The sequence below is a fragment of the Labilibaculum sp. DW002 genome, assembly GCF_029029525.1.
Lineage (GTDB): Bacteria > Bacteroidota > Bacteroidia > Bacteroidales > Marinifilaceae > Paralabilibaculum > Paralabilibaculum antarcticum.
Window position 1 is genome coordinate 58,243 of sequence record NZ_JAKJSC010000002.1, and the last position, 19,154, is coordinate 77,396.

At 34.3% G+C, this 19,154-nt stretch carries 18 protein-coding genes and 4 tRNA genes; 16 read left to right on the plus strand and 6 right to left on the minus strand.

The window, feature by feature from the left end; genetic code table 11:
* Positions 1–43 precede the first annotated feature (43 nt).
* Together recA and bcp are read right to left on the minus strand one after the other, a co-directional pair.
* Positions 44–1,063, minus strand: coding sequence for a recombinase RecA (gene recA / locus L3049_RS11955; protein ID WP_275110052.1), 1,020 nt, complete (start codon positions 1,061–1,063; stop codon positions 44–46).
* Between the two features lie 21 nt (positions 1,064–1,084).
* Entirely contained in the window at positions 1,085–1,555 is a 471-nt protein-coding gene (gene bcp / locus L3049_RS11960; RefSeq protein ID WP_275110053.1) for a thioredoxin-dependent thiol peroxidase, read from the minus strand.
* A gap of 364 nt (positions 1,556–1,919) precedes the next feature.
* On the opposite strand from bcp, the gene L3049_RS11965 reads away from it, so the two are divergent.
* The 9 genes from L3049_RS11965 (at position 1,920) to L3049_RS12005 (ending at position 7,899) form a co-directional block, all read left to right on the plus strand.
* Positions 1,920–4,133 carry a hypothetical protein gene (locus L3049_RS11965; protein ID WP_275110054.1) on the plus strand — a complete coding sequence of 738 codons (2,214 nt, stop codon included), beginning with the start codon at positions 1,920–1,922 and terminating at the stop codon, positions 4,131–4,133.
* A gap of 12 nt (positions 4,134–4,145) precedes the next feature.
* Positions 4,146–4,430 carry an ATP-dependent Clp protease adaptor ClpS gene (locus L3049_RS11970; RefSeq protein WP_275110055.1) on the plus strand — a complete coding sequence of 95 codons (285 nt, stop codon included), beginning with the start codon at positions 4,146–4,148 and terminating at the stop codon, positions 4,428–4,430.
* 26 nt (positions 4,431–4,456) lie between these two features.
* A complete protein-coding gene (locus L3049_RS11975) occupies positions 4,457–4,924 on the plus strand; it encodes an NfeD family protein (RefSeq protein ID WP_275110056.1) in 468 nt (155 codons plus the stop codon).
* Positions 4,925–4,930: 6 nt separating this feature from the next.
* Positions 4,931–5,908, plus strand: coding sequence for a flotillin-like protein FloA (gene floA / locus L3049_RS11980; RefSeq protein WP_275110057.1), 978 nt, complete (start codon positions 4,931–4,933; stop codon positions 5,906–5,908).
* 198 nt (positions 5,909–6,106) lie between these two features.
* A tRNA-Ser gene (locus tag L3049_RS11985) sits at positions 6,107–6,194 on the plus strand.
* A gap of 27 nt (positions 6,195–6,221) precedes the next feature.
* Positions 6,222–6,296 (plus strand) — tRNA-Pro (locus L3049_RS11990).
* A 66-nt stretch (positions 6,297–6,362) separates the two neighbouring features.
* A tRNA-Pro gene (locus L3049_RS11995) sits at positions 6,363–6,437 on the plus strand.
* A 63-nt stretch (positions 6,438–6,500) separates the two neighbouring features.
* Positions 6,501–6,575: transfer RNA gene (locus tag L3049_RS12000), tRNA-Pro, on the plus strand.
* Positions 6,576–6,693: 118 nt separating this feature from the next.
* A complete protein-coding gene (locus L3049_RS12005; RefSeq protein ID WP_275110058.1) occupies positions 6,694–7,899 on the plus strand; it encodes an L-serine ammonia-lyase in 1,206 nt (401 codons plus the stop codon).
* A gap of 42 nt (positions 7,900–7,941) precedes the next feature.
* Here the strand turns inward: L3049_RS12005 and L3049_RS12010 are convergent, their stop codons facing one another.
* Complete coding sequence (locus L3049_RS12010; RefSeq protein WP_275110059.1) at positions 7,942–11,232, minus strand: PAS domain S-box protein; 3,291 nt, start codon at positions 11,230–11,232, stop codon at positions 7,942–7,944.
* Positions 11,233–11,527: 295 nt separating this feature from the next.
* Here L3049_RS12010 and L3049_RS12015 point away from each other — a divergent pair, with 295 nt between their 5' ends.
* From L3049_RS12015 to L3049_RS12025, 3 genes are read left to right on the plus strand one after another with little or no spacing between them, the layout of a single operon-like run.
* Positions 11,528–11,944: a DoxX family membrane protein gene (locus tag L3049_RS12015; protein ID WP_275110060.1), complete on the plus strand. Its 417-nt coding sequence runs from the start codon at positions 11,528–11,530 to the stop codon at positions 11,942–11,944.
* Between the two features lie 9 nt (positions 11,945–11,953).
* A complete protein-coding gene (locus L3049_RS12020; RefSeq protein ID WP_275110061.1) occupies positions 11,954–12,466 on the plus strand; it encodes a hypothetical protein in 513 nt (170 codons plus the stop codon).
* Positions 12,467–12,491: 25 nt separating this feature from the next.
* The gene (locus tag L3049_RS12025) at positions 12,492–13,016 is read left to right on the plus strand and encodes a TlpA family protein disulfide reductase (protein WP_275110062.1); all 525 of its coding nucleotides are present in this window, start codon (positions 12,492–12,494) and stop codon (positions 13,014–13,016) included.
* Positions 13,017–13,054: 38 nt separating this feature from the next.
* Here L3049_RS12025 and L3049_RS12030 read toward each other — a convergent pair whose 3' ends face one another.
* Positions 13,055–13,429 (minus strand): VOC family protein, encoded by a 375-nt coding sequence (locus L3049_RS12030; protein WP_275110063.1) that lies wholly within the window; start codon positions 13,427–13,429, stop codon positions 13,055–13,057.
* A 560-nt stretch (positions 13,430–13,989) separates the two neighbouring features.
* Here L3049_RS12030 and L3049_RS12035 point away from each other — a divergent pair.
* The 3 genes from L3049_RS12035 to L3049_RS12045 are packed head-to-tail and all read left to right on the plus strand — an operon-like array spanning position 13,990 to position 16,255.
* Positions 13,990–14,616, plus strand: a complete 627-nt coding sequence (locus tag L3049_RS12035) for a hypothetical protein (protein ID WP_275110064.1) — start codon at positions 13,990–13,992, stop codon at positions 14,614–14,616.
* A 22-nt stretch (positions 14,617–14,638) separates the two neighbouring features.
* Positions 14,639–15,583 (plus strand): tRNA dihydrouridine synthase, encoded by a 945-nt coding sequence (locus tag L3049_RS12040; protein ID WP_275110065.1) that lies wholly within the window; start codon positions 14,639–14,641, stop codon positions 15,581–15,583.
* 3 nt (positions 15,584–15,586) lie between these two features.
* A complete protein-coding gene (locus L3049_RS12045) occupies positions 15,587–16,255 on the plus strand; it encodes an adenosylcobinamide amidohydrolase (RefSeq protein WP_275110066.1) in 669 nt (222 codons plus the stop codon).
* On the opposite strand, the gene L3049_RS12050 is transcribed toward L3049_RS12045, so the two are convergent.
* Both L3049_RS12050 and L3049_RS12055 read right to left on the minus strand, forming a co-directional pair.
* The gene (locus L3049_RS12050) at positions 16,228–16,776 is read right to left on the minus strand and encodes an AAA family ATPase (RefSeq protein WP_275110067.1); all 549 of its coding nucleotides are present in this window, start codon (positions 16,774–16,776) and stop codon (positions 16,228–16,230) included. The two genes, L3049_RS12045 and L3049_RS12050, sit on opposite strands and share 28 nt — an antisense overlap.
* 3 nt (positions 16,777–16,779) lie before the next feature.
* Positions 16,780–18,255: a cobyric acid synthase gene (locus L3049_RS12055; protein WP_275110068.1), complete on the minus strand. Its 1,476-nt coding sequence runs from the start codon at positions 18,253–18,255 to the stop codon at positions 16,780–16,782.
* Positions 18,256–18,601: 346 nt separating this feature from the next.
* Between L3049_RS12055 and L3049_RS12060 the strand changes: the two genes are divergently transcribed.
* Positions 18,602–19,057 (plus strand): Lrp/AsnC ligand binding domain-containing protein, encoded by a 456-nt coding sequence (locus tag L3049_RS12060; protein ID WP_275110069.1) that lies wholly within the window; start codon positions 18,602–18,604, stop codon positions 19,055–19,057.
* Positions 19,058–19,154: the final 97 nt, after the last annotated feature.

The window sequence follows — 19,154 nt, forward strand, 5'->3', positions numbered from 1 at the left end:
CTCGCAGTGCGAGAGCCTTTTTATTGTATTGTTTGAGAATTAATTATTCTGCAGGATTATTGATAGCTTCAACAATTTTAGCTTCTAATTCTTCAGCCAACTCTACATTATCAGTAATCAAACGCTTAACAGCCTCACGACCTTGACCAAGCTTTACATCACCATACGAGAACCATGAACCACTTTTCTTAATGATGTTATAATCAACACCAAGATCGATAATTTCACCTGTCTTAGAAATACCTTCACCATACATGATATCAAATTCTGCTTTACGGAAAGGAGGTGCTACCTTATTCTTCACAACTTTAACACGTGTGTGGTTACCTTGAATCTCATCACCATCTTTAATCTGACCTACACGACGAATATCCAAACGAACTGAAGCGTAAAACTTAAGTGCATTACCTCCTGTTGTCGTTTCAGGGTTTCCAAACATGACACCAATTTTCTCACGCAACTGGTTAATGAACATACAAGTAGTATTCGTCTTATTAATGTTCGCAGTTAATTTACGAAGTGCTTGCGACATCAAACGAGCCTGTAATCCCATCTTCGACTCACCCATTTCACCTTCAATCTCCGCCTTAGGAGTCAAAGCTGCAACAGAGTCAATTACAACCAAGTCAATAGCTGATGAACGTATCAGTTGGTCTGCAATCTCAAGTGCTTGCTCACCATTATCTGGCTGAGAAATCAATAAATTCTCAGTATCAACACCTAACTTCTCTGCATAAAAACGATCGAAAGCGTGCTCAGCATCGATAAAAGCGGCAATACCGCCAGCTTTCTGAACTTCAGCCATAGCATGAATAGCAAGGGTTGTTTTACCTGATGATTCAGGACCATAAATCTCAACGATACGTCCTCGTGGAAGTCCTCCCACACCCAAAGCCATATCTAAGGATAAAGATCCTGTTGAGATGGTTGGTACATCTACAATGGCATTGTCTCCCATTCTCATGATAGCGCCTTTACCATAGGTTTTATCAATTTTATCCATGGTTAACTGAAGTGCTTTCAGTTTTTCCTTATTAATGTCTGCAATATCTTTAGTTGCCATATTTATATGTATTATTAATTTTTAAAATTGAATATTCAGTTCTGTCAAAATCTGATTGGTATGGTCTTTTGTTTTTACCTTTTTAAAGATTTTTTCGATTATTCCATCTTCCGAAATCACGAAAGTAGTTCTAATTACACCCATATATTCCCTGCCATAAAGTTTTTTCAATCCCCAAGCTCCATAAGCTTCCAGAATTTCCTTTTCGGTATCCGCAATCAAATTAAAAGCCAAGTTATATTTAGCTATAAATTTCTGATGTTTGCCAATCTCATCCGGACTCACACCTACAACCTCAAAACCATGTTTGGTTAGCTCGTCGTAATTTTCATTCAAATTACACGACTCGGCTGTACATCCAGGCGTATTATCTTTGGGGTAAAAATAAAGAATCAGTCGTTTTCCCTTAAAATCAGACAATTTCAAAGTTTTACCATCCTGATTCACTCCAGAAAATTCTGGTGCTTTATCACCTTCTTTAAGTTCTATCATTTTGAAAAATTGAATTACAAATATACCATTTATAAGACTACAGGTACGAATTTTTCTTGTTAAAATTATCAACCATTGAAGTTAAAAAAAAAAGCTTCTTAAAAGAGGTTTTTGACATTTCTTTTTTGCCTTGTTATTTAAATATTTTGTTAATCTTAATCACTAGGTGCTAATTTCGTACTTACACATTATATATTATCTTTGTTATAAAATAATTACTATATTGACTTTTTGTTAAGTCCTGCATTTTTCATGAGCTAATTCCTAGAATTGCTGATGATATTGCTGATGATTCGTTTTTTGTTGTTAACTGGAGGGAAGTATTTTATGTTTTACCGAATTCCATTTTCAAGAAATTAATTCTATGAATAATAAAATGAGATTACATTACAGCTTACTTTTTATTTCTTTTTTCTTCATTCAATTGGTGAATGCCCAAAGTTTTAGTGGAGGAAAAACGGAACAACAGATAGAGGAGGAAGCCTTTACTTTCTTCGATGGAGAGAACTATTCAGGAGCATTACCTTTGTATCAAGAATTAATAAATGTATACCCGCAGGATCCTGAATACAATTATTATTTGGGAGTTTGTCAGGTAGAGGAAAATAAAAATATTAAAGAAGCTATTCTTCATTTGAAAATTGCATCTGCTAAAAATGTGAATGCATCTGTGCCTTATTATTTGGGGCGTGCATTTCATATGGATTATCAGTTTAATTCAGCAATCCGCTATTACCGTAAATTCAGAGAGTATTATAAGAAGAAATCGATTGGTATTGATCGACTTATAGAGATGTGTCAGAACGGTCTTCCTCTTGTGAATTCTTATTATGTTGTAGATTTGAAAAAGAAGAAAATAGTCGATCGCAATGAGTTTTTTAGATACTATACAGTTGAAGGATTTGGCGATAGATTATCAAAGAAAAGCAAGTCGATTAAATCAAGATACGATGGAACAGGTGATAAAGATGTAGCCTGTTTAGCGAACAAAGGTCAATACATTTATTTTTCTAGTTTTGGAAAGAATAAAAAAACAGGAAGAGATTTGTATAGAGCCAAAAGATTGAAAAATGGTGGCTGGGGAGAATGGGAAGCACTTACTGCTTTGAATACGGTTTACGATGAGGTATATCCTTTCATGTCTAATGATGGCAGAACACTTTACTTTAGTTCGCAAGGGCATAATAGCATGGGTGGATTTGATATCTTCAAATCGATTTACAATGAAATTTCAGATACTTGGACGGAGCCTCAAAATATTGGATTTCCAATAAATTCCACATCGAATGATTTGTTTTTTGCAACGGGATTAAATGAGGAATATGCGAATTTCATCTCCAGTAGAGAGAATGGTAAAAATGAAGTTACCATCTATAAAATTAAACTCGCAGATTATTCTGAGCAAAAAGTTGTTATGAACCCTGGCTTGTTGGCGGATATTGCTGTGTTGAAAGAAGGAAGTTCTACTACAACAAATAGGTTTGCTGGTAATAAGACAAATGAACCTCAATACGCGATGAAGTATAATGAGAACGATTTTCCGTATTTTAACTTTCCTGTTAATAGTGAATTGACTTATCATTATTTAAATGAATTTAAGTCGAATCAAGCGAAAGAAATTTTTATTGAAGCTAAAAATGATCAATTCAACTCTGATAGTTTGATTGGAACAACCGACGGATTAAGAAAGCAGCTGAGTGGTTTGGAAGGAATGTCGCATAATGCACTTGCTAATAAAATATCGAAATTAGAACAAAAGTCGTTTGAATTAACAAAACAAGCAGAAAATAAACTGGTTCAAGCTAAAACGACGGAGGCAACTTACCTTGCTGAAAATATTATTGGTACCGTAAGTGCAGAGGTTCGAACTCAGCCTAAAAAGGAAAAATTAGTGATGAGTTCTGAGAAGCTTCCTACTGCAAATGTGAATTCAAGATCAGACTTTAAATATGATACATCAAATGAGCATGGCTACGTGTATCATTTACAGGTAGGAGTATTCTCGAATAGAGCCGAATCTAGTTTCTTTTCTGGATTAGATGCTGTAAAAGAGGAGATTGTTGGTAATGGAAAACTGTATAAATATATGGTTGGGAATTACATGACTTTTGCGGATGCTAAAAAAGAAGTTCCGGAGGTTAGACAATTGTTTCCAAATACTTTTGTTGTGGCTTACAAAGATGGTGTTAAAGTTAGTTTAGCATCAGCGCTTAAAGTTACCGATCAAGATTACAAACCAACACCACAGGTAAAACCAGATATTACTTCTGTTCCTAAAACAACAGCAGTAGTAGGTGATGATAAGGTTAGTTTCAAAGTTCAAGTTGGCGCTTTTTCCAGTGAAATTCCTGCTGATGTGAAAGAGAAATTAGTGAAATTCTCAAAATATGGTGTTAATTATAGTAAAGACTATAGGGATTATACCATTTGTACAGTAGGAAACTTTGATTCTTATAGCAAAGTGAGTAAATTAAAAATGGAATTAAGAGAAGCCGGCTTGAGTGATGCCTTTACTGTTGCTTTTTCGGGTAAAGATAAGATTACGATTCAACAGGCTCTTGAAATTCTAAGACAGTAATTTTAATTCCTGATGTTAGAGTGTAAGGATACAGAAATAGACAAAAAGGAAGAAGATGCGATAAATGATCTTCTTAATCGGAATACATTATTATTGATTAATGATGATTTTCACACCTTTGATTTTGTCGTAGAAGCATTAGTTGATGTGTGTAGGCATGATCCTAATCAGGCTGAGCAGTGCGCTTACATCACGCATTACAAAGGCAAATGCGATGTGAAGAAGGGAAAGATGAGTACGATTAAGCCAATGCGAGACCTATTGGCTGAAAAAGGATTAAAAGTTAAAATTGTATAGTATCTAATAACTTATAAATATAGTTCATGACCATTTTTATTATTGTTCTTCTTATTGTTTTAGGAATTGGTTTGTTGCTGCTGGAATTTTTGGTAATTCCTGGTGTAACTGTTGCAGCTTTAGGAGGTGTATTGATGATTGGTGGCGGAATTTATCTTTCATATGATCATTATGGTAGCTCCATTGGACATATGACGGTTTTAGGAACCTTAATTTTTTGTGGTATCTCATTAGCTGTGGCTTTAAAGTCTAAAACATGGCAAAAAATAATGCTAAAAGCAGAAGTAGATTCTAAAGTTGAAAAGTTAGAGTCAGAAGATATAACTGTTGGGGATCAAGGCATATGTGTATCTCGTTTAGCTCCAATGGGAAAAATTAAATTAAATAAGAAAATTGTTGAAGCAAAATCTACTGGTGTTTATATTGATGAAAAAACAAATGTAGAGGTTGTTGACGTTATTGATAAGATTGTAATTGTAAAACCTATAAAATAAATTTAAATGGAAATTGGAGCATTAATATTTTTAATCGTTGCGATAGGGGTAGGTATCTACATCCTTTTCTTTTTTATTCCGGTTGCATTATGGTTCTCAGCTCTTTTGTCAGGAGTTAGAATTTCATTGATTCAACTTGTATTTATGCGTTGGCGTCGTGTGCCACCTAATGTTATTGTACGTGCTATGATTGAAGCTCACAAGGCTGGTCTACATCTTACACGTGACGACCTTGAGGCACATTATTTGGCAGGAGGTCATGTAGAGCAAGTAACTCATGCTTTGGTATCTGCATCAAAAGCGAATATTGATTTGCCATTTAAAATGGCTACAGCTATCGATCTTGCAGGACGTGATGTATACGAAGCTGTACAAATGAGTGTAATTCCTAAAGTTATTAATACGCCTCCAGTAACTGCAGTATCTAAAGATGGTATTCAGTTGATTGCAAAGGCTAGAGTAACACTTCGTGCAAATATACGCCAGTTGGTTGGTGGAGCAGGTGAAGAAACTGTTTTAGCTCGTGTGGGTGAAGGAATCGTATCATCTATTGGTTCTTCAGAGTCGCACAAAACAGTACTTGAAAATCCAGATTTTATTTCTCGTGTAGTTCTTGAAAAAGGATTGGATGCTGGAACTGCTTTCGAAATCTTATCAATTGATATTGCAGATATTGATATAGGAAAAAATATTGGTGCAGTACTTCAAACTGACCAAGCTGATGCAGATTTAAAAATTGCACAAGCTAAGGCTGAGGAACGTCGTGCAATGGCTGTTGCAACTGAACAGGAGAATAAAGCTCTTGCACAAGCGATGCGCGCTAAAGTTATCGAAGCTGAGGCTGAAGTGCCAATGGCTATGGCGGAAGCTTTCCGTAGTGGTCATTTAGGCGTGATGGATTATTATCGCATGAAAAATATTGAAGCGGATACTTCTATGCGCGAAAATATTGCCAAACCTTCCGATAAAGGGAAAAAGAAATAAGAAAAATTGATTTTAGATACTCGCTGGAGAGCATTTTATATGCTCTCCAGCTTTTTTTTTAGATTAAATGAAAAAAAAATCAATCGCAATCTCATTGATTTATAATTTACTATAATGAAATGTGCATGAAACTTGGATTAATGCTGAGAAAATATTTTGCACAGATCAAAATTTTACCTACTTTTGCTACCGCAATCAGGAGAGGTGGGAGAGTGGCTTAATCCACCAGTTTGCTAAACTGACGTACTGTGTAACGGTACCGGGGGTTCGAATCCCCCTCTCTCCGCTAAGTTTTTTTAAGATATTAAATTTTCGGGGTGTAGCGTAGCCCGGTCATCGCGCCTCGTTTGGGACGAGGAGGTCGCAGGTTCGAATCCTGCCACCCCGACACCGAAAATTCCAGAGAAGTTGAAGAACTTCTCTTTTTTTATCGCAAATATTGAAATTAAATTCTCGGGGTGTAGCGTAGCCCGGTCATCGCGCCTCGTTTGGGACGAGGAGGTCGCAGGTTCGAATCCTGCCACCCCGACACCGAGAAAATTACAGAAGTTGAAAAACTTCATTTTTATTGAAAGTACCGAGATTAAATTTTCGGGGTGTAGCGTAGCCCGGTCATCGCGCCTCGTTTGGGACGAGGAGGTCGCAGGTTCGAATCCTGCCACCCCGACTAAGAAGAGAGAAGTATTTCTTCTCTCTTTTTTTATGCAATAACTTACCAAATTTGATCTGAAGATTGATCGATTCCTTACATTTGTACTCAACTTACTAAACAACACTACAACAAAATGGAATCAATAAAAGAAATATATCGTATTGGCTGTGGTCCCTCTAGCAGTCATACAATGGGACCTAGAAAGGCAGCTGAGCAGTTTTTGGCACGGAACCAAAATGCAGGTAAATTTGAGGTTACCCTTTTTGGCAGTTTAGCTGCTACAGGAAAAGGGCACTTAACCGGTGTTGCTATCGAAAGTGTATTTGAAGGAAGAGATTTAGAGCTGATCTGGAAGCCTGAAGAGTTTTTGAAAAAGCATCCAAATGCAATGAGGTTAAAATCATTTGATGCAGAAGGAACTCTACTGGAAGAATGGACTGTTTATAGCGTTGGTGGTGGTGCTATTATTGATGACAATACTGAATTGGCATCAAATGTAATTTATGATCTAACAACAATGGATCAGATATTAGCATGGTGTAAAAGCAATGAAAAGCAACTGTGGGAATATGTTGAGTTAAGAGAAGGTAAAGAAATTTGGGCTTTTTTAGATGAGGTTTGGTCGGCAATGAAAAAGGCGATAAAAACGGGAATGAATAATGAAGGAGAATTGCCTGGTGGTTTGAGATTGCCTAGGAAATCTCACTTGTATCATTTAAAAGCGAAAACGTATAGTGGTCCAATGAGGAAGCGGTCTATGCTCTATGCATATGCATTGGCAGTTTCAGAGGAAAATGCTGCTGGCGGGGTAATTGTTACTGCTCCAACCTGTGGTGCTTGCGGTGTTCTTCCCGCTATTTTATATTATCACAAAAAGTTTTATAAGTTTGGTAAGAAAGATATTTTAAAAGCACTAGCTACAGCTGGTTTAATTGGAAATTTAGTGAAAACCAATGCTTCTATTTCTGGAGCTGAAGTAGGTTGTCAAGGAGAGGTTGGTACAGCTTGTGCAATGGCATCTGGGGCAGCAACACAATTACATGGAGGAACAGTATATCAAGTTGAGTATTCTGCGGAAATGGGCTTAGAGCATCATTTAGGATTGACATGTGATCCTGTGTTAGGTTTAGTGCAAATTCCTTGCATAGAGCGGAATGTATTTGCTGCAGCAAGAGCCTTAAATCACAATACGTTTGCCTTATTGTCAGATGGTCGTCATAGGATTAGTTTCGATCAGGTAACCGAAACCATGATGAAAACAGGCTTGGATTTATCTTACTCTTATAAAGAGACCTCATTAGGAGGTTTAGCCTCATTAAAAGGATTTACGTATCGATAAAATAATTTCAATGAGCTTAATTTAAACTTAAATTAAGCTCATTTATAGGTAAATGTATTTGTTTAGAACACTTTGCATGGTTTCAAGACTGATTGGTTTTGATAAAAAATCTTCACAACCAGCAAGTCTAGCTCTTTCTTTGTCTTCTTTAGTAGAATAAGATGTCTGCGCAATGATAGTTGAATTAGGTTTTATTTTTTTGATTTCAATAGTTGCTTCGTAGCCATTCATTTCGGGCATTTTAATGTCCATGAAAATCAGTTCAAAATCCTCTTTCTTACACATTTCAAGGGCTTCTTTTCCATTTTTAGCATGAATTAATTTACAGTTCGGAGCAATTTCTTCAAGTAAAGTTTCGAAATAGAAATAGTTAATTTCTTCGTCTTCAGCTATTAGAATTTTATGCTTTCTTACTTTTGTATTCTTCTCATTCTGTGTTGAATCAGAACCATCACTTTTAAAGGGTATTGTTAGTAGAAAAGTGCTTCCTTTCCCTATATTTGATTCAAGTTTAATATTGCCTCCAAGTAATTCAATATTTTCTTTTACAATCGATAATCCAAGTCCTAAGCCACCGATTTTTTTGCTGATTTCACTTTCTCCCTGAGAAAACCTTTCGAAAATTTGTCCCTGACGAGTTTTTGAAATACCTAGTCCGGTATCTTTTACGTAAAATTTTAACTCATCCTTTACAAGTTTGTACCCAATTTCAATGAAACCATTTGGTGTGTATTTTATTGCGTTCTCAAGTAGGTTAGTGAATATTTTACTCAATTTGCTTTCGTCTGATATGATATTTGTCTCGCGGTCGGTAAGTCCTTTCTTGATGTATAGAGCAATTCCTTTTTCTCTTGCTTTGGGTTGGAAAATAGTAAATAGTTCGGTTAGTAAGTTGTTTAGGTTAAATGTTTTATTTACTACTTGCACATGTTTTGTTTCCAAGGCAGAAATTTCAAGAATATCATCAATAATCCTAAGCAGTTGATTTCCGCTACTTTTTATGATATTAATATATTGCTGCCTTTTTTCGGGTGTCGTTTTTTGTAGTTCTAAAAAATCAGAAAAACCAAGAATAGCATTCATTGGTGTTCGAATCTCATGTGATAGATTTTGTAGGAATTCAGATTTTAATTGATCACTTTTTGCGGCAATAGCTATTGTTTTAACAAGTTCCTCGTTCTGAGATTTGTATTCCTTATTTAACCTTTCAAATTCTTTGTTGTGAGTTAGTATTTGTTCTTCTGTTTGTTTTTTATTGGTGATATCCTGAATGTGACCAATTGCATACATGAAATCTCCATTGGAATTGTATATTGGACTAACAGATGTTAATCCCCACTTAATACGATTGTTCTTGTTTAGGTATCTTTTTTCTAAGGTAAAACTTATAGCGCTGGTTATGCTTTTATGGAATTGTTTCTTACTCTTAACCAAATCATCAGGGTGGGTTATGTCTAAAAAAGTTTTCGTTTGTAATTCTTCTTTTGAATAGCCTAGGATATTGCACATTGCATTATTTACGGAAACTAAACTTCCTGCATGATTCGAAATTACCATTCCGACATTTGTAGCTTCAAATGACAACCTAAATTTGTTTTCACTTACCTTTAATGCTTCCTCCGCTTTCTTTTTTTCAGTTATGTCTATTGTTGCCAATAATGCTTTAGCTGATTTGGGGTAATTTTCATCGATAAATAATTTCAATAAAATTTGTTTAGGTTCTCCATGAAGAGTTTTAATTTCTCCTTCTATTTCGAATTTATTTTTTCCTTCTGATATTGCAATTACCTCTTCTTTAAAAACTTCGAATGATTTATTTGTAAATATTTTGTCCAAATTCCCTAAGAGTTCTTCCTTGCTTTTAGCCTGATGAAGTTGAAGTGTTGCTCGGTTTACATCAGTTGCTTTTACTTTTTGTGAGCACAGTAAAAGTGCTTCTGGATTTTTATCAAAGAATTCTCTAAAATCTTGAATCCCTTCTAACTTTAAGGAGTCTAAGTATTCTATTAATTCAGAAAAATCTTCTTCCCATAAAGGAATTGGAGAATCGTTAAACATCGTTTCATATCTTAAACGTGATACGATTTGTTCCTTTTCGATGTTTTTTCTATGTGTAATATCAGTAGTGATGCCTAATAAACCGATTACCTTTTTGTCATGGTAAAGAGGAATTTTACTTGTTGAAATCCAAGCATTTTCACCTTTAAAGTTCTGATAAACTTCTTCAGTATTCAAAATAGGCTTTTCGTTTGTTATAACATTTCTATCTTCTTCCCAATGCCTGTTGGTTTGCTCAGGTGAATGATAAAAATCAGAATCAGATTTACCAATAACATCTTCGGGATTGCTTAGTCCAATAGCTTCAGAGAATTTTCTATTGCACCCTAAATAGCTTAGCTTTTTATCCTTCCAAAAGATTTGATTAGGCATATGATCTAGAAGAAGAGTTAGGAAATTTGTCTGGTCTTCAAGTTGCTGTTCAGCTAGTTTCCTTTTGGTTATGTCAGATTCCGATCCGGCCATTCGTATAATATTACCTTTACTATCTTTCTTGGCTATCCCTCTATCTTGAATCCATTTTATCGTGTTGTCTTTACATATGATTCTATATTCTTCTTCAAAAAAACTTGTTTTGCCATCAAAGTGGTTTTGAACAGATAGCATGACACGTTCCTTGTCGTCAGGGTGAATCGTTGAAAGTAAAACTTCTTCTGTGTTTTGAACTTCATTTTCCGAAAGTCCTCGCATTTGTTTCCATCTTGGAGATAGGTAAGCTGTTTTGTTTAGGATATCCCACTCCCATATCGCATCATAGGTTCCAGCTGTGACAAGTTCGTAATGTTCAATTTTCTGTTTTAGCTCAAAATCAGTTTCTTTATGTTTGGTTATATCTAGAAGAATTGCGTGTATGCTTAACGGATTTCCATCTGTGTCGTAATCAATCTTTCCATTGGCAGTTATCCAAATAACTTGTTTGTTATCTCGAATCATTCGAAATTCGGTTTGGCACTCTTTGGATTGATTGTTTATATTGTGAGATAAAATGTTTGTAAAGTTTTGTCGATCTTCAGGGTGAATGTTTTGATAAAAACTTTCAATGGTATTTCCAAAACTACCGTTTTTAAACCCAAGTATTTCTTCAGCAATTGATGACCATTTAATGGTGTGGGTTTCTAAATCCCAATTTGAATGAATTATTTTAATAGAGCTGAAAGAATAGCTACCTTCATTTGAGAAGTTGATTTTTTCATTTTCAAGTTCAGTTATTTGAGTTTTAAGATCTTTAATTTCTTGTAGAAGTTGTGTATTCGTCTTTTTAGTTTGATTCACCATAGTATTCAAGTAAAGATATCACTGAACTTTCAATTCAATTCGTAAAATTGAGTTTTGAATTATATTAAAAATAAGGATTTTAGTTCTTTATTCAAAATACCTCTAAAATCAATAAATATTAGGTTTATGTTTCTGTTTACATGGTGTCTTTGATAGGGAATTTAATTGTTTTTCACCTAAAAAAGGAAAATGTAATGCAGCTCACAGTTTGCTTAAGAAAATGGTTATATATTGTGCTTGTAAGTTAATTCTGAATTAGTTTGCAATTTTAGTAGTTTTAGAAAAAAAAAGGATAATGAAATCGAAGAAGAAATATAATACCATTGAAATGTTGCTTCGTATTGTTACAGCGATTATTTTAATTCAAACTTTACATTTTAAATTCTCAGGACATCCAGAGGCGATCCATATTTTTTCAACAATTGGGATGGAGCCTTGGGGGAGATTTGGCGTTGGAGTTCTTGAGTTGATTGCTGGGCTTATGTTTTTCTTGCCAAATTTATGGAAGTATGCAGCATTAATTACTGCTGGCTTAATGATTGGAGCATTAGGTTTTCATTTATTTACACCAATAGGAATTGAGGTTGAATACAATGGAACAAGTGATGGAGGACAACTGTTTGGTATGGCTATAATTGCATTGGTTTTTAGTTGCTTCTTAATTTATAGAGCTGGGATTTCTAATATTTACCGACAAATGTTTAAAAAATAAGATTTGCATATGGGAAGTGATATCTCTTATCAGGAAAAATGTGCTTGTGCGCAAAGTAGTTTTTGTACTTATGTTGAGGGATTAGAAAATTACTCGCAAGTGGAAAAAGACTATTTAACGAAAATTATTCTAGGCAATAACTTATCGGGGATATTATATGTTAGTTCTGCTTTAGCAGCATGGAGTTTTATTGTGGGTATTATTGATGCGATGTTGTTTCCAGGTGTTATTGTATATGCAATTTTTCATGGAGTGATTGATTATAAAGTTTTGACACCACTCATTGTTTTTTCAGTTGGAAATTTCGTAGCTAAACTTATTTATATTGCTGCAAATCTTAAAGGTAAGGTGAAATTCTATGATATATTCATCACGGCTCTACCTTATGCAGGTTCGGCATATTTATTAAAAAAGTTTTTTGTAAATGATCAATTGCTTTTTAAAGCAGTAATTTCCTATCTGAAAATGAAGAAGGATATTGTGAAAAAAAAGATTTTTAGAATGTTTAGAAATAATAGATAAATAGAATTAGAGAATGGTTTTGAATATGAGTAGAGTAATAGGACTAATAAGTATAATTATTGGCTTAAGTTTTTCAGGAATGGCACAACAGCAAGATTCCAGAGGGTATATTGTAAAAGTAGGCGATCAAGCTCCAGATTTTAAGGTAAGTTTAACAGATGGTACTAGTTTACAGTTGTCTGATTTGAAAGGGAAAGTTGTTATGTTGCAGTTCACTGCAAGTTGGTGTGGAGTCTGTCGAAAGGAAATGCCTTTTATTGAGAGTGATATATGGCAAAAGCACAAGAGCAAAGATTTTGCATTGTTTGCAGTAGATTTAGATGAACCGATTGAAAAAGTAGAGAAAATGATTTCTGCAACGGGAATAACTTATCCAGTTGCTTTGGATGATGGTGCAAAAGTGTTCACAAAATATGCGCATAAAGAAAGTGGCGTAACAAGAAATGTTATCATCGATAAAAGCGGGAAAATAATCTATATGACTCGATTGTTTAACCACGAGGAATTTAACGCAATGAAAAAAGTAATTGAAAAAGAATTACTGAAATAAAAATAAGCGATTGATTTTCTCAATCGCTTATTTTCTTTTTATCCTTTTGAGTGAAGGGCAATGTGATTGCCTTCTGTGTCTGCAAATATTGCAAAATACCCAATTTCAGGACTAATTTGAGTTTTAGGAACTACAATCCCACCTCCAGAACTTTCTACTTTGTTGAGGATCGTATTTAGGTTTTCACCTCCGTTTAAGTAGACTAACGTTCCTTCCTTGCTAGGTTTGTGCATATCGCCTTTTACTATAGCGCCACCTACACCTTCATTTTCCTGATCATATGGAAAAAATCCCATTAAATCTGATCCTATTTGTTCTTGTGGCATATCAAAATTGAGGATTGAACTATAGAATTTTTTTGCTCGATCAAAATCCGTTACTGGTATTTCAATCCAGTTGAAAGTATTTTTCATATTATCCATGTTTTGTGAGGTATTTAAATTATACAAAAGAATGGATAATGTCAATAGAAGGTATAAAAAAAAGGGCGGTGACTAGCCGCCCAAAACTACTACTTAAATTTACTTATGAATAAGTGCATTTAATCACATAAGTGCTTAAAAGACTTTGTTCAGGAGGTAAAGTTAACGTTTGTTTGTAATTTGTATTGTTAATTTGAACACTTTTTTATGAAAGATGCTTTTTACGGTGTGAATCAACATTTATTGATGAATAGTAATTCCATCTTATTTAAGATAAGATCACATAATCTGAAGTTATGAATTGTTTTTATTCTATTTGAAAAGCATTAATAATAGCTTGAAAATAGGTTTAATTTAAATGTAAATAGCAGTGTTGTGAACTCTTCTTTACTGATTTTAGCTTATTGCATGGTTGGTTTATGAAATATTTTAAATTTTAAAATTGCTCTTGTATAGTGTTCTCAGTCGAAAATTCCTTAATTTTATGCCTATCTTGATAAGATTAAGGAATAAGTTGGGATGAATGTTAATTTTTTTAGCGCTAAGGGTTTATGGATAAGGAATTTGTTCAAATAATAGAAAAAGTAAGGGCTTATTTATACAAGAATGGAATAGATGGGTTCTCTTTTGAAAAGATGAAAGATTTTGGCGTGTCACCATCTGACGTTTCAAAATTTGTGAATTCGGTAGAGGAGTTGGTTGAGAAAATTCTTGAATACGAACGGAAATCTTTTGAGTCAATATTTTTAGAATATAATTTTGAAGGTCAAAACGCTATTGATATTCTTTTTATTGTGAGTCAGGAAATTAACGATCGATTTGTGAATGTGTCTCCATCAGTAACTATGGAATTCGAAAAATACTTCCCGGAGATTTATAAAAAACATATGGACCAAAGAATGGCTTTTATCTTTGATAAAATTCAGATTAATGTTCAAAAGGGAGTTGCTCAAGGCATGTATCGTGAGGATTTAAGTCCTGAAATTGTTGGTCGTATGTATCTGTCTAGATTAGAGGACATGCATAATCCAGAATTGTATCCACCAGATCGGTTTAAATTTGGAACCATTTATGATACCATGATTGATAGCTTTGTGAAAAGTATTGCTACTGAAGATGGATTAACTTATTACCGTCACCGTAAGCAACTTTTGAGCGTTTTAAGTTTCGGTCGTTAGATTTAATTATTACTATTTAATTATGCAATTATCATTGGCACCTCTACAGGGATTTACCGATTTGGTATTCCGTAGAGCATTTGCAAAATATATAGGGGGGATAGATTATTTCTATACCCCTTTTCTTGTAATGCAAAATTCAGGTGTTTTAAAGTCTTCTCACAAACGTGAAGTTGAGCCATTTTTAGAACGTAAGGATGATTTAATTCCACAGTTTTTAGGTGGATCAGTAGAGGAATTTCAATTTTTTGAAAAATATTTTTCTGACTTAGGCTATGAGAAAATGAATTGGAATTTGGGTTGCCCTTTTCCAATGGTAACTCGAAAAACAAAAGGTTCGGGGCTACTTCCTCATGCCGATAAAATAAAATCTATTTTGAGTGATGGATATTCTAGTAAAATTGATCTATCCATAAAAATGAGGTTAGGCTTAGAAGATAAGCAAGAGATTTTTCCTGTTTTGGAGATCTTAAAAGATATGAACCTTACAGATATCATTATTCATCCACGTTTGGGAAATCAAATGTATAAAGGAAATGCCGATCGTGATTTTTTTAAAGAAGTACAAGATCGATTTGATTTCCCAATAGCTTATAATGGTGATATTGAAACGCAAGAAGATTTTCTGAGTTTGAAAGCTGATATACCTAATTTGAAGGATGTGATGATTGGTCGTGGTATTCTAAGAGATTATTGGTTGCCTCATAAAATAAAAGGTTTGGATATTCCTTCTGCAGAGGAGAAGAAACAGATTTTACGAAAAATGTACGCAGAAATATTCGATACATACTCTTCATTTTTAAGTGGTGACACTCAACTCTTACAAAAAGTAAAGCCTTTTTGGGAGTATTTTTCAAGTCATTTCGATAATGAAAGAAAAGTATTCAAAGGGATAAAAAAATCTGGGGGATTTAAAAAGTACGAACAGGCTGTTGCATTTGCCTTTCAACAAAATGTAAAGGAATAGTTTATGAAATTTGATATTGAAGTAAACGAACAGTTTCTTCATGTGAGTTTCGACTCACCTGTTCGGATGCTAAGTTCAGCAATTTTAAATGGAGGTATTCAAATTGCTGATCATTTTCTGAACACAAAGGTAGATGCTAATTTTAGAGGCGAAAAGACCAATTTTGAAGCTCCTGATCTAACATTGAAAAAAATAGCCGATTCAGAAAAGTGGATTGGGAACTGTGTAGGGATGATGACTGCTGCTTTAATGAAGTCTTTTCGAAGAGTGAGGTTGGAAGAGCAGGGTGTGTGGATTGAAGTTTTTGTGACTTCGGGAGTTTCTAATGCACGAAGAGCTGGTGATATTGCTGATTACCAGTTCATGAATGAAGCATGTGATAAGGTAGGTACCATAAATATTTTGGTGTTGACAAATGCCAATCTATCAGATGCAAGTTTGGTGGAGTGTGTAATGATGATTGCAGAAGCGAAATCTGCTTGTTTGCAAGATCTGAATGTAAAAAGTCCAGTAAGCAATCTTATTGCTACGGGTACAGGTACCGATTCAACAGCAATTGCTTGTGGAAGTGGTCCAGATGTGCAATATTGTGGTAAGCATGTTTTGTTTGGAGAGATCCTTGCAAAAGCTACCTATAAAGCTGTTCAAGATTCTTTATCAGTCAAGATGTAATTTTCGATAAAAAGGAGTCTATCATTAATGGATCCCTTCGGAAGCTCAACAATTGTAAACCCTAACTCCTGATAAGTGCTTCTTAGAAAAGATGATATTTCTAGGGCATCTTCAAAAGATTCTGGTCTTTCATCATCATTAATAAAAATCTCTTTCCAAGGCGGAGCTAAAAATATGCATTTGTTGTAATCTTTGCATTTTTCAAAATATTCACTGGGTACGGTCAATCCTCCTCTTCTAACATAGGCAATAATGTCTGGCAAGCCGCGGTCGAAAAAACAATTGCTAGTAGGTGTACAATCCGATAGTTGCTTGCTCATGCGCTCAAAACAAATACCTGCAAACTCGGCTAAATTTTTCCAAGGAACTTTATCTCCACCAATTTGGTGTTGTTCCTGAATAATTATACGCGATATTTCTTCAAAGCATTGATATCCTTTTGCTGATAATGCATTTAGAAGACTTGATTTTCCTGATCCAGGACCTCCAGTTATGATATAGCGGTTTTCGCACTTACTCATACGCTAATTTTCTTCTTTTAGGTGGCTATAGAATAGATCCATGTCTATGTTTTCTCTTATTAAGTCAGCCAATTTGTTGTACTGATTTTCTTTGAATTCTTGGTAGTCAAAACGATCGGTTATTGCTGAATCGAAACCAGATAAAAGATCTTCAATGACAATGGAATTGTCTAATATTCCGTGAATGTAGCTTCCCCAACAGTTTTGGTTCAATAAATAACCATCCGTTTTTCCATTGTTTAGGATATTTAAAGGCTGCTCTTCAGTTTTTGCTTTGGTTGCACCCATGTGAATTTCATATCCAGTACAATCTTTTTTATTATTTTTAAAAGAGAACAAGCATTGCTCTGTTAATTTGTCATTGGTTATTGATGTTTCAACAGGTAAAATTCCCAAGCCAGATATTTCTTTTATATCTCCTTCAATTCCCATTGGGTCGGTAATTTTTTCACCCATCATTTGATAGCCACCACAAATTCCAATCACTTTTTTACCATTTTTATGTGCTTTAATAATGGATAGAGCAACGCCATTTTGTTTTAGCTCTTGCAAATCTGAGATGGTATTTTTACTTCCAGGGATGATGACAATATCCGCAGCTTCAATTTCAAGCGGATTATTGGTGTAAAATAAATGAATTCTAGGATCGTGTTCCAAAACATCAAAATCAGTGAAATTGGCCATTCTTGGCAGAATAATTACAGCACAATTTATTTTGTTATCACTCGATTTTGTCGATTTTTTTTCAAGGCTAACTGAATCTTCCTCTTCGATATGAATATCTCGAAAATAAGGAAGCACACCAATAACAGGCTTTCCGGTAAGATCTTCAATGATTTTTTTTCCATCTTCGAATAATCTAATATCACCTCTGAATTTATTGATTAAAATGCCCTTTATTTGTTTTCGTTCAATTTCTGATAAAAGCGCGATGCTACCGTATACACTTGCAAAAACACCTCCCTTATCTATATCAGCAATTAAATAAGTAGCAGCATTCGTTTCAACAGCCATTCTCATATTGGTAATATCCTTATCTTTTAAATTTAATTCGGATATGCTTCCTGCACCTTCCAATACAATTGGATTGTATTTCTTGTTTAATCTGTGAAAGGCAGATTTTGCTTCATGAAACAAAGCCATCTTATTATTGCCCATGAAATACTCAACAGCAGATTGAGTTCCAACCGGTTTTCCATTTAAGACAACCTGTGAGCTTTTGTCGTTTGTTGGTTTCAACAAAATTGGATTCATGTCAGTGTGACAAGCTAAACCGCAAGCTTCGGCTTGAACAGCTTGTGCTCTACCGATTTCTAACCCTTCTGGTGTAGCATAGGAGTTTAAAGACATGTTTTGTGCCTTATATGGTGCTGGAGAATATCCATCTTGTTTTAAGATTCTACAAAAACCAGTGTTTATAATGCTTTTCCCAACATCAGATCCGGTTCCAACAAACATTAAAGGTCTTAATTTATCCATGAGGCATTAATTTATAGTGTTGAGATGATGAATTAATAGGCCCCAAAATTAGTTTTTTTTTGTTGAGATATTTTGTTGTAGAACAGTTGAATTGGTAAAAAAATGCAATGCTTATGAAAATTATTGATTCGGTGCTGGTTTTTTGCTTGAGTGAAATGGTTCTAAATTTGTTGGATGTGTTGTTTTAGATTTTGTTTACTTATAGATTGTTAATAAAATTGCTAATTTTGTAATGAATTGTAACAAGAGTGCCAATTCAATGTAAATAAAATAATTGCTATAAATCCTATTCTAACATCTGAAATATAGATGAAAGCTAGGCTTTACCTAACTAAACTAATAACTAATGAAGTTTCAAATAGATGATGTTGATCAGAAGATATTATCATATCTAATAAAGAATGCACGTATTCCATTTTTGGAGATTGCGCGTGAATGTGGTATTTCCGGAGCTGCTATCCATCAGAGAGTGAAAAAACTTGAAGATGCAGGAGTAATTGATGGATCGAGGTTTATTGTGAAACCAAGAGCATTAGGTTATGAGGTTTGCGCTTATGTAGGTATTTTTCTTGATCATGCGCATCAATACAAGCAAGTTGTAGGGCGAATTGAAGCTATTCCTGAAATTATTGAATGCCATTTTACCACTGGGAATTTCACATTTCTTGTAAAAATGCTTTGTCGTGATAATCAGCATTTGATGGATGTGTTAATCAATACTCTTCAGAATGTGCCAGGTGTTTCAAAAACAGAAACATTTATTTCATTAGATCAAACAGTCGATCGAGAAATTAAATTATAAGAATACATTCAATCCAAATTAAAAGCCTCCTCTGTGGAGGCTTTTTTTATGTCTATAATTTAACGCTTATCACCCTAATTATATGACTCTTTTTTTT

Coding starts and splice junctions, on each gene's coding strand:
- recA (WP_275110052.1), bottom strand. CDS start 1,063: ATGGCAACTAAAGATATTGCAGACATTAATAAGGAAAAACTGAAAGCA.
- bcp (WP_275110053.1), bottom strand. CDS start 1,555: ATGATAGAACTTAAAGAAGGTGATAAAGCACCAGAATTTTCTGGAGTG.
- L3049_RS11965 (WP_275110054.1), top strand. CDS start 1,920: ATGAATAATAAAATGAGATTACATTACAGCTTACTTTTTATTTCTTTT.
- L3049_RS11970 (WP_275110055.1), top strand. CDS start 4,146: ATGTTAGAGTGTAAGGATACAGAAATAGACAAAAAGGAAGAAGATGCG.
- L3049_RS11975 (WP_275110056.1), top strand. CDS start 4,457: ATGACCATTTTTATTATTGTTCTTCTTATTGTTTTAGGAATTGGTTTG.
- floA (WP_275110057.1), top strand. CDS start 4,931: ATGGAAATTGGAGCATTAATATTTTTAATCGTTGCGATAGGGGTAGGT.
- L3049_RS12005 (WP_275110058.1), top strand. CDS start 6,694: ATGGAATCAATAAAAGAAATATATCGTATTGGCTGTGGTCCCTCTAGC.
- L3049_RS12010 (WP_275110059.1), bottom strand. CDS start 11,232: ATGGTGAATCAAACTAAAAAGACGAATACACAACTTCTACAAGAAATT.
- L3049_RS12015 (WP_275110060.1), top strand. CDS start 11,528: ATGAAATCGAAGAAGAAATATAATACCATTGAAATGTTGCTTCGTATT.
- L3049_RS12020 (WP_275110061.1), top strand. CDS start 11,954: ATGGGAAGTGATATCTCTTATCAGGAAAAATGTGCTTGTGCGCAAAGT.
- L3049_RS12025 (WP_275110062.1), top strand. CDS start 12,492: ATGAGTAGAGTAATAGGACTAATAAGTATAATTATTGGCTTAAGTTTT.
- L3049_RS12030 (WP_275110063.1), bottom strand. CDS start 13,429: ATGAAAAATACTTTCAACTGGATTGAAATACCAGTAACGGATTTTGAT.
- L3049_RS12035 (WP_275110064.1), top strand. CDS start 13,990: ATGGATAAGGAATTTGTTCAAATAATAGAAAAAGTAAGGGCTTATTTA.
- L3049_RS12040 (WP_275110065.1), top strand. CDS start 14,639: ATGCAATTATCATTGGCACCTCTACAGGGATTTACCGATTTGGTATTC.
- L3049_RS12045 (WP_275110066.1), top strand. CDS start 15,587: ATGAAATTTGATATTGAAGTAAACGAACAGTTTCTTCATGTGAGTTTC.
- L3049_RS12050 (WP_275110067.1), bottom strand. CDS start 16,776: ATGAGTAAGTGCGAAAACCGCTATATCATAACTGGAGGTCCTGGATCA.
- L3049_RS12055 (WP_275110068.1), bottom strand. CDS start 18,255: ATGGATAAATTAAGACCTTTAATGTTTGTTGGAACCGGATCTGATGTT.
- L3049_RS12060 (WP_275110069.1), top strand. CDS start 18,602: ATGAAGTTTCAAATAGATGATGTTGATCAGAAGATATTATCATATCTA.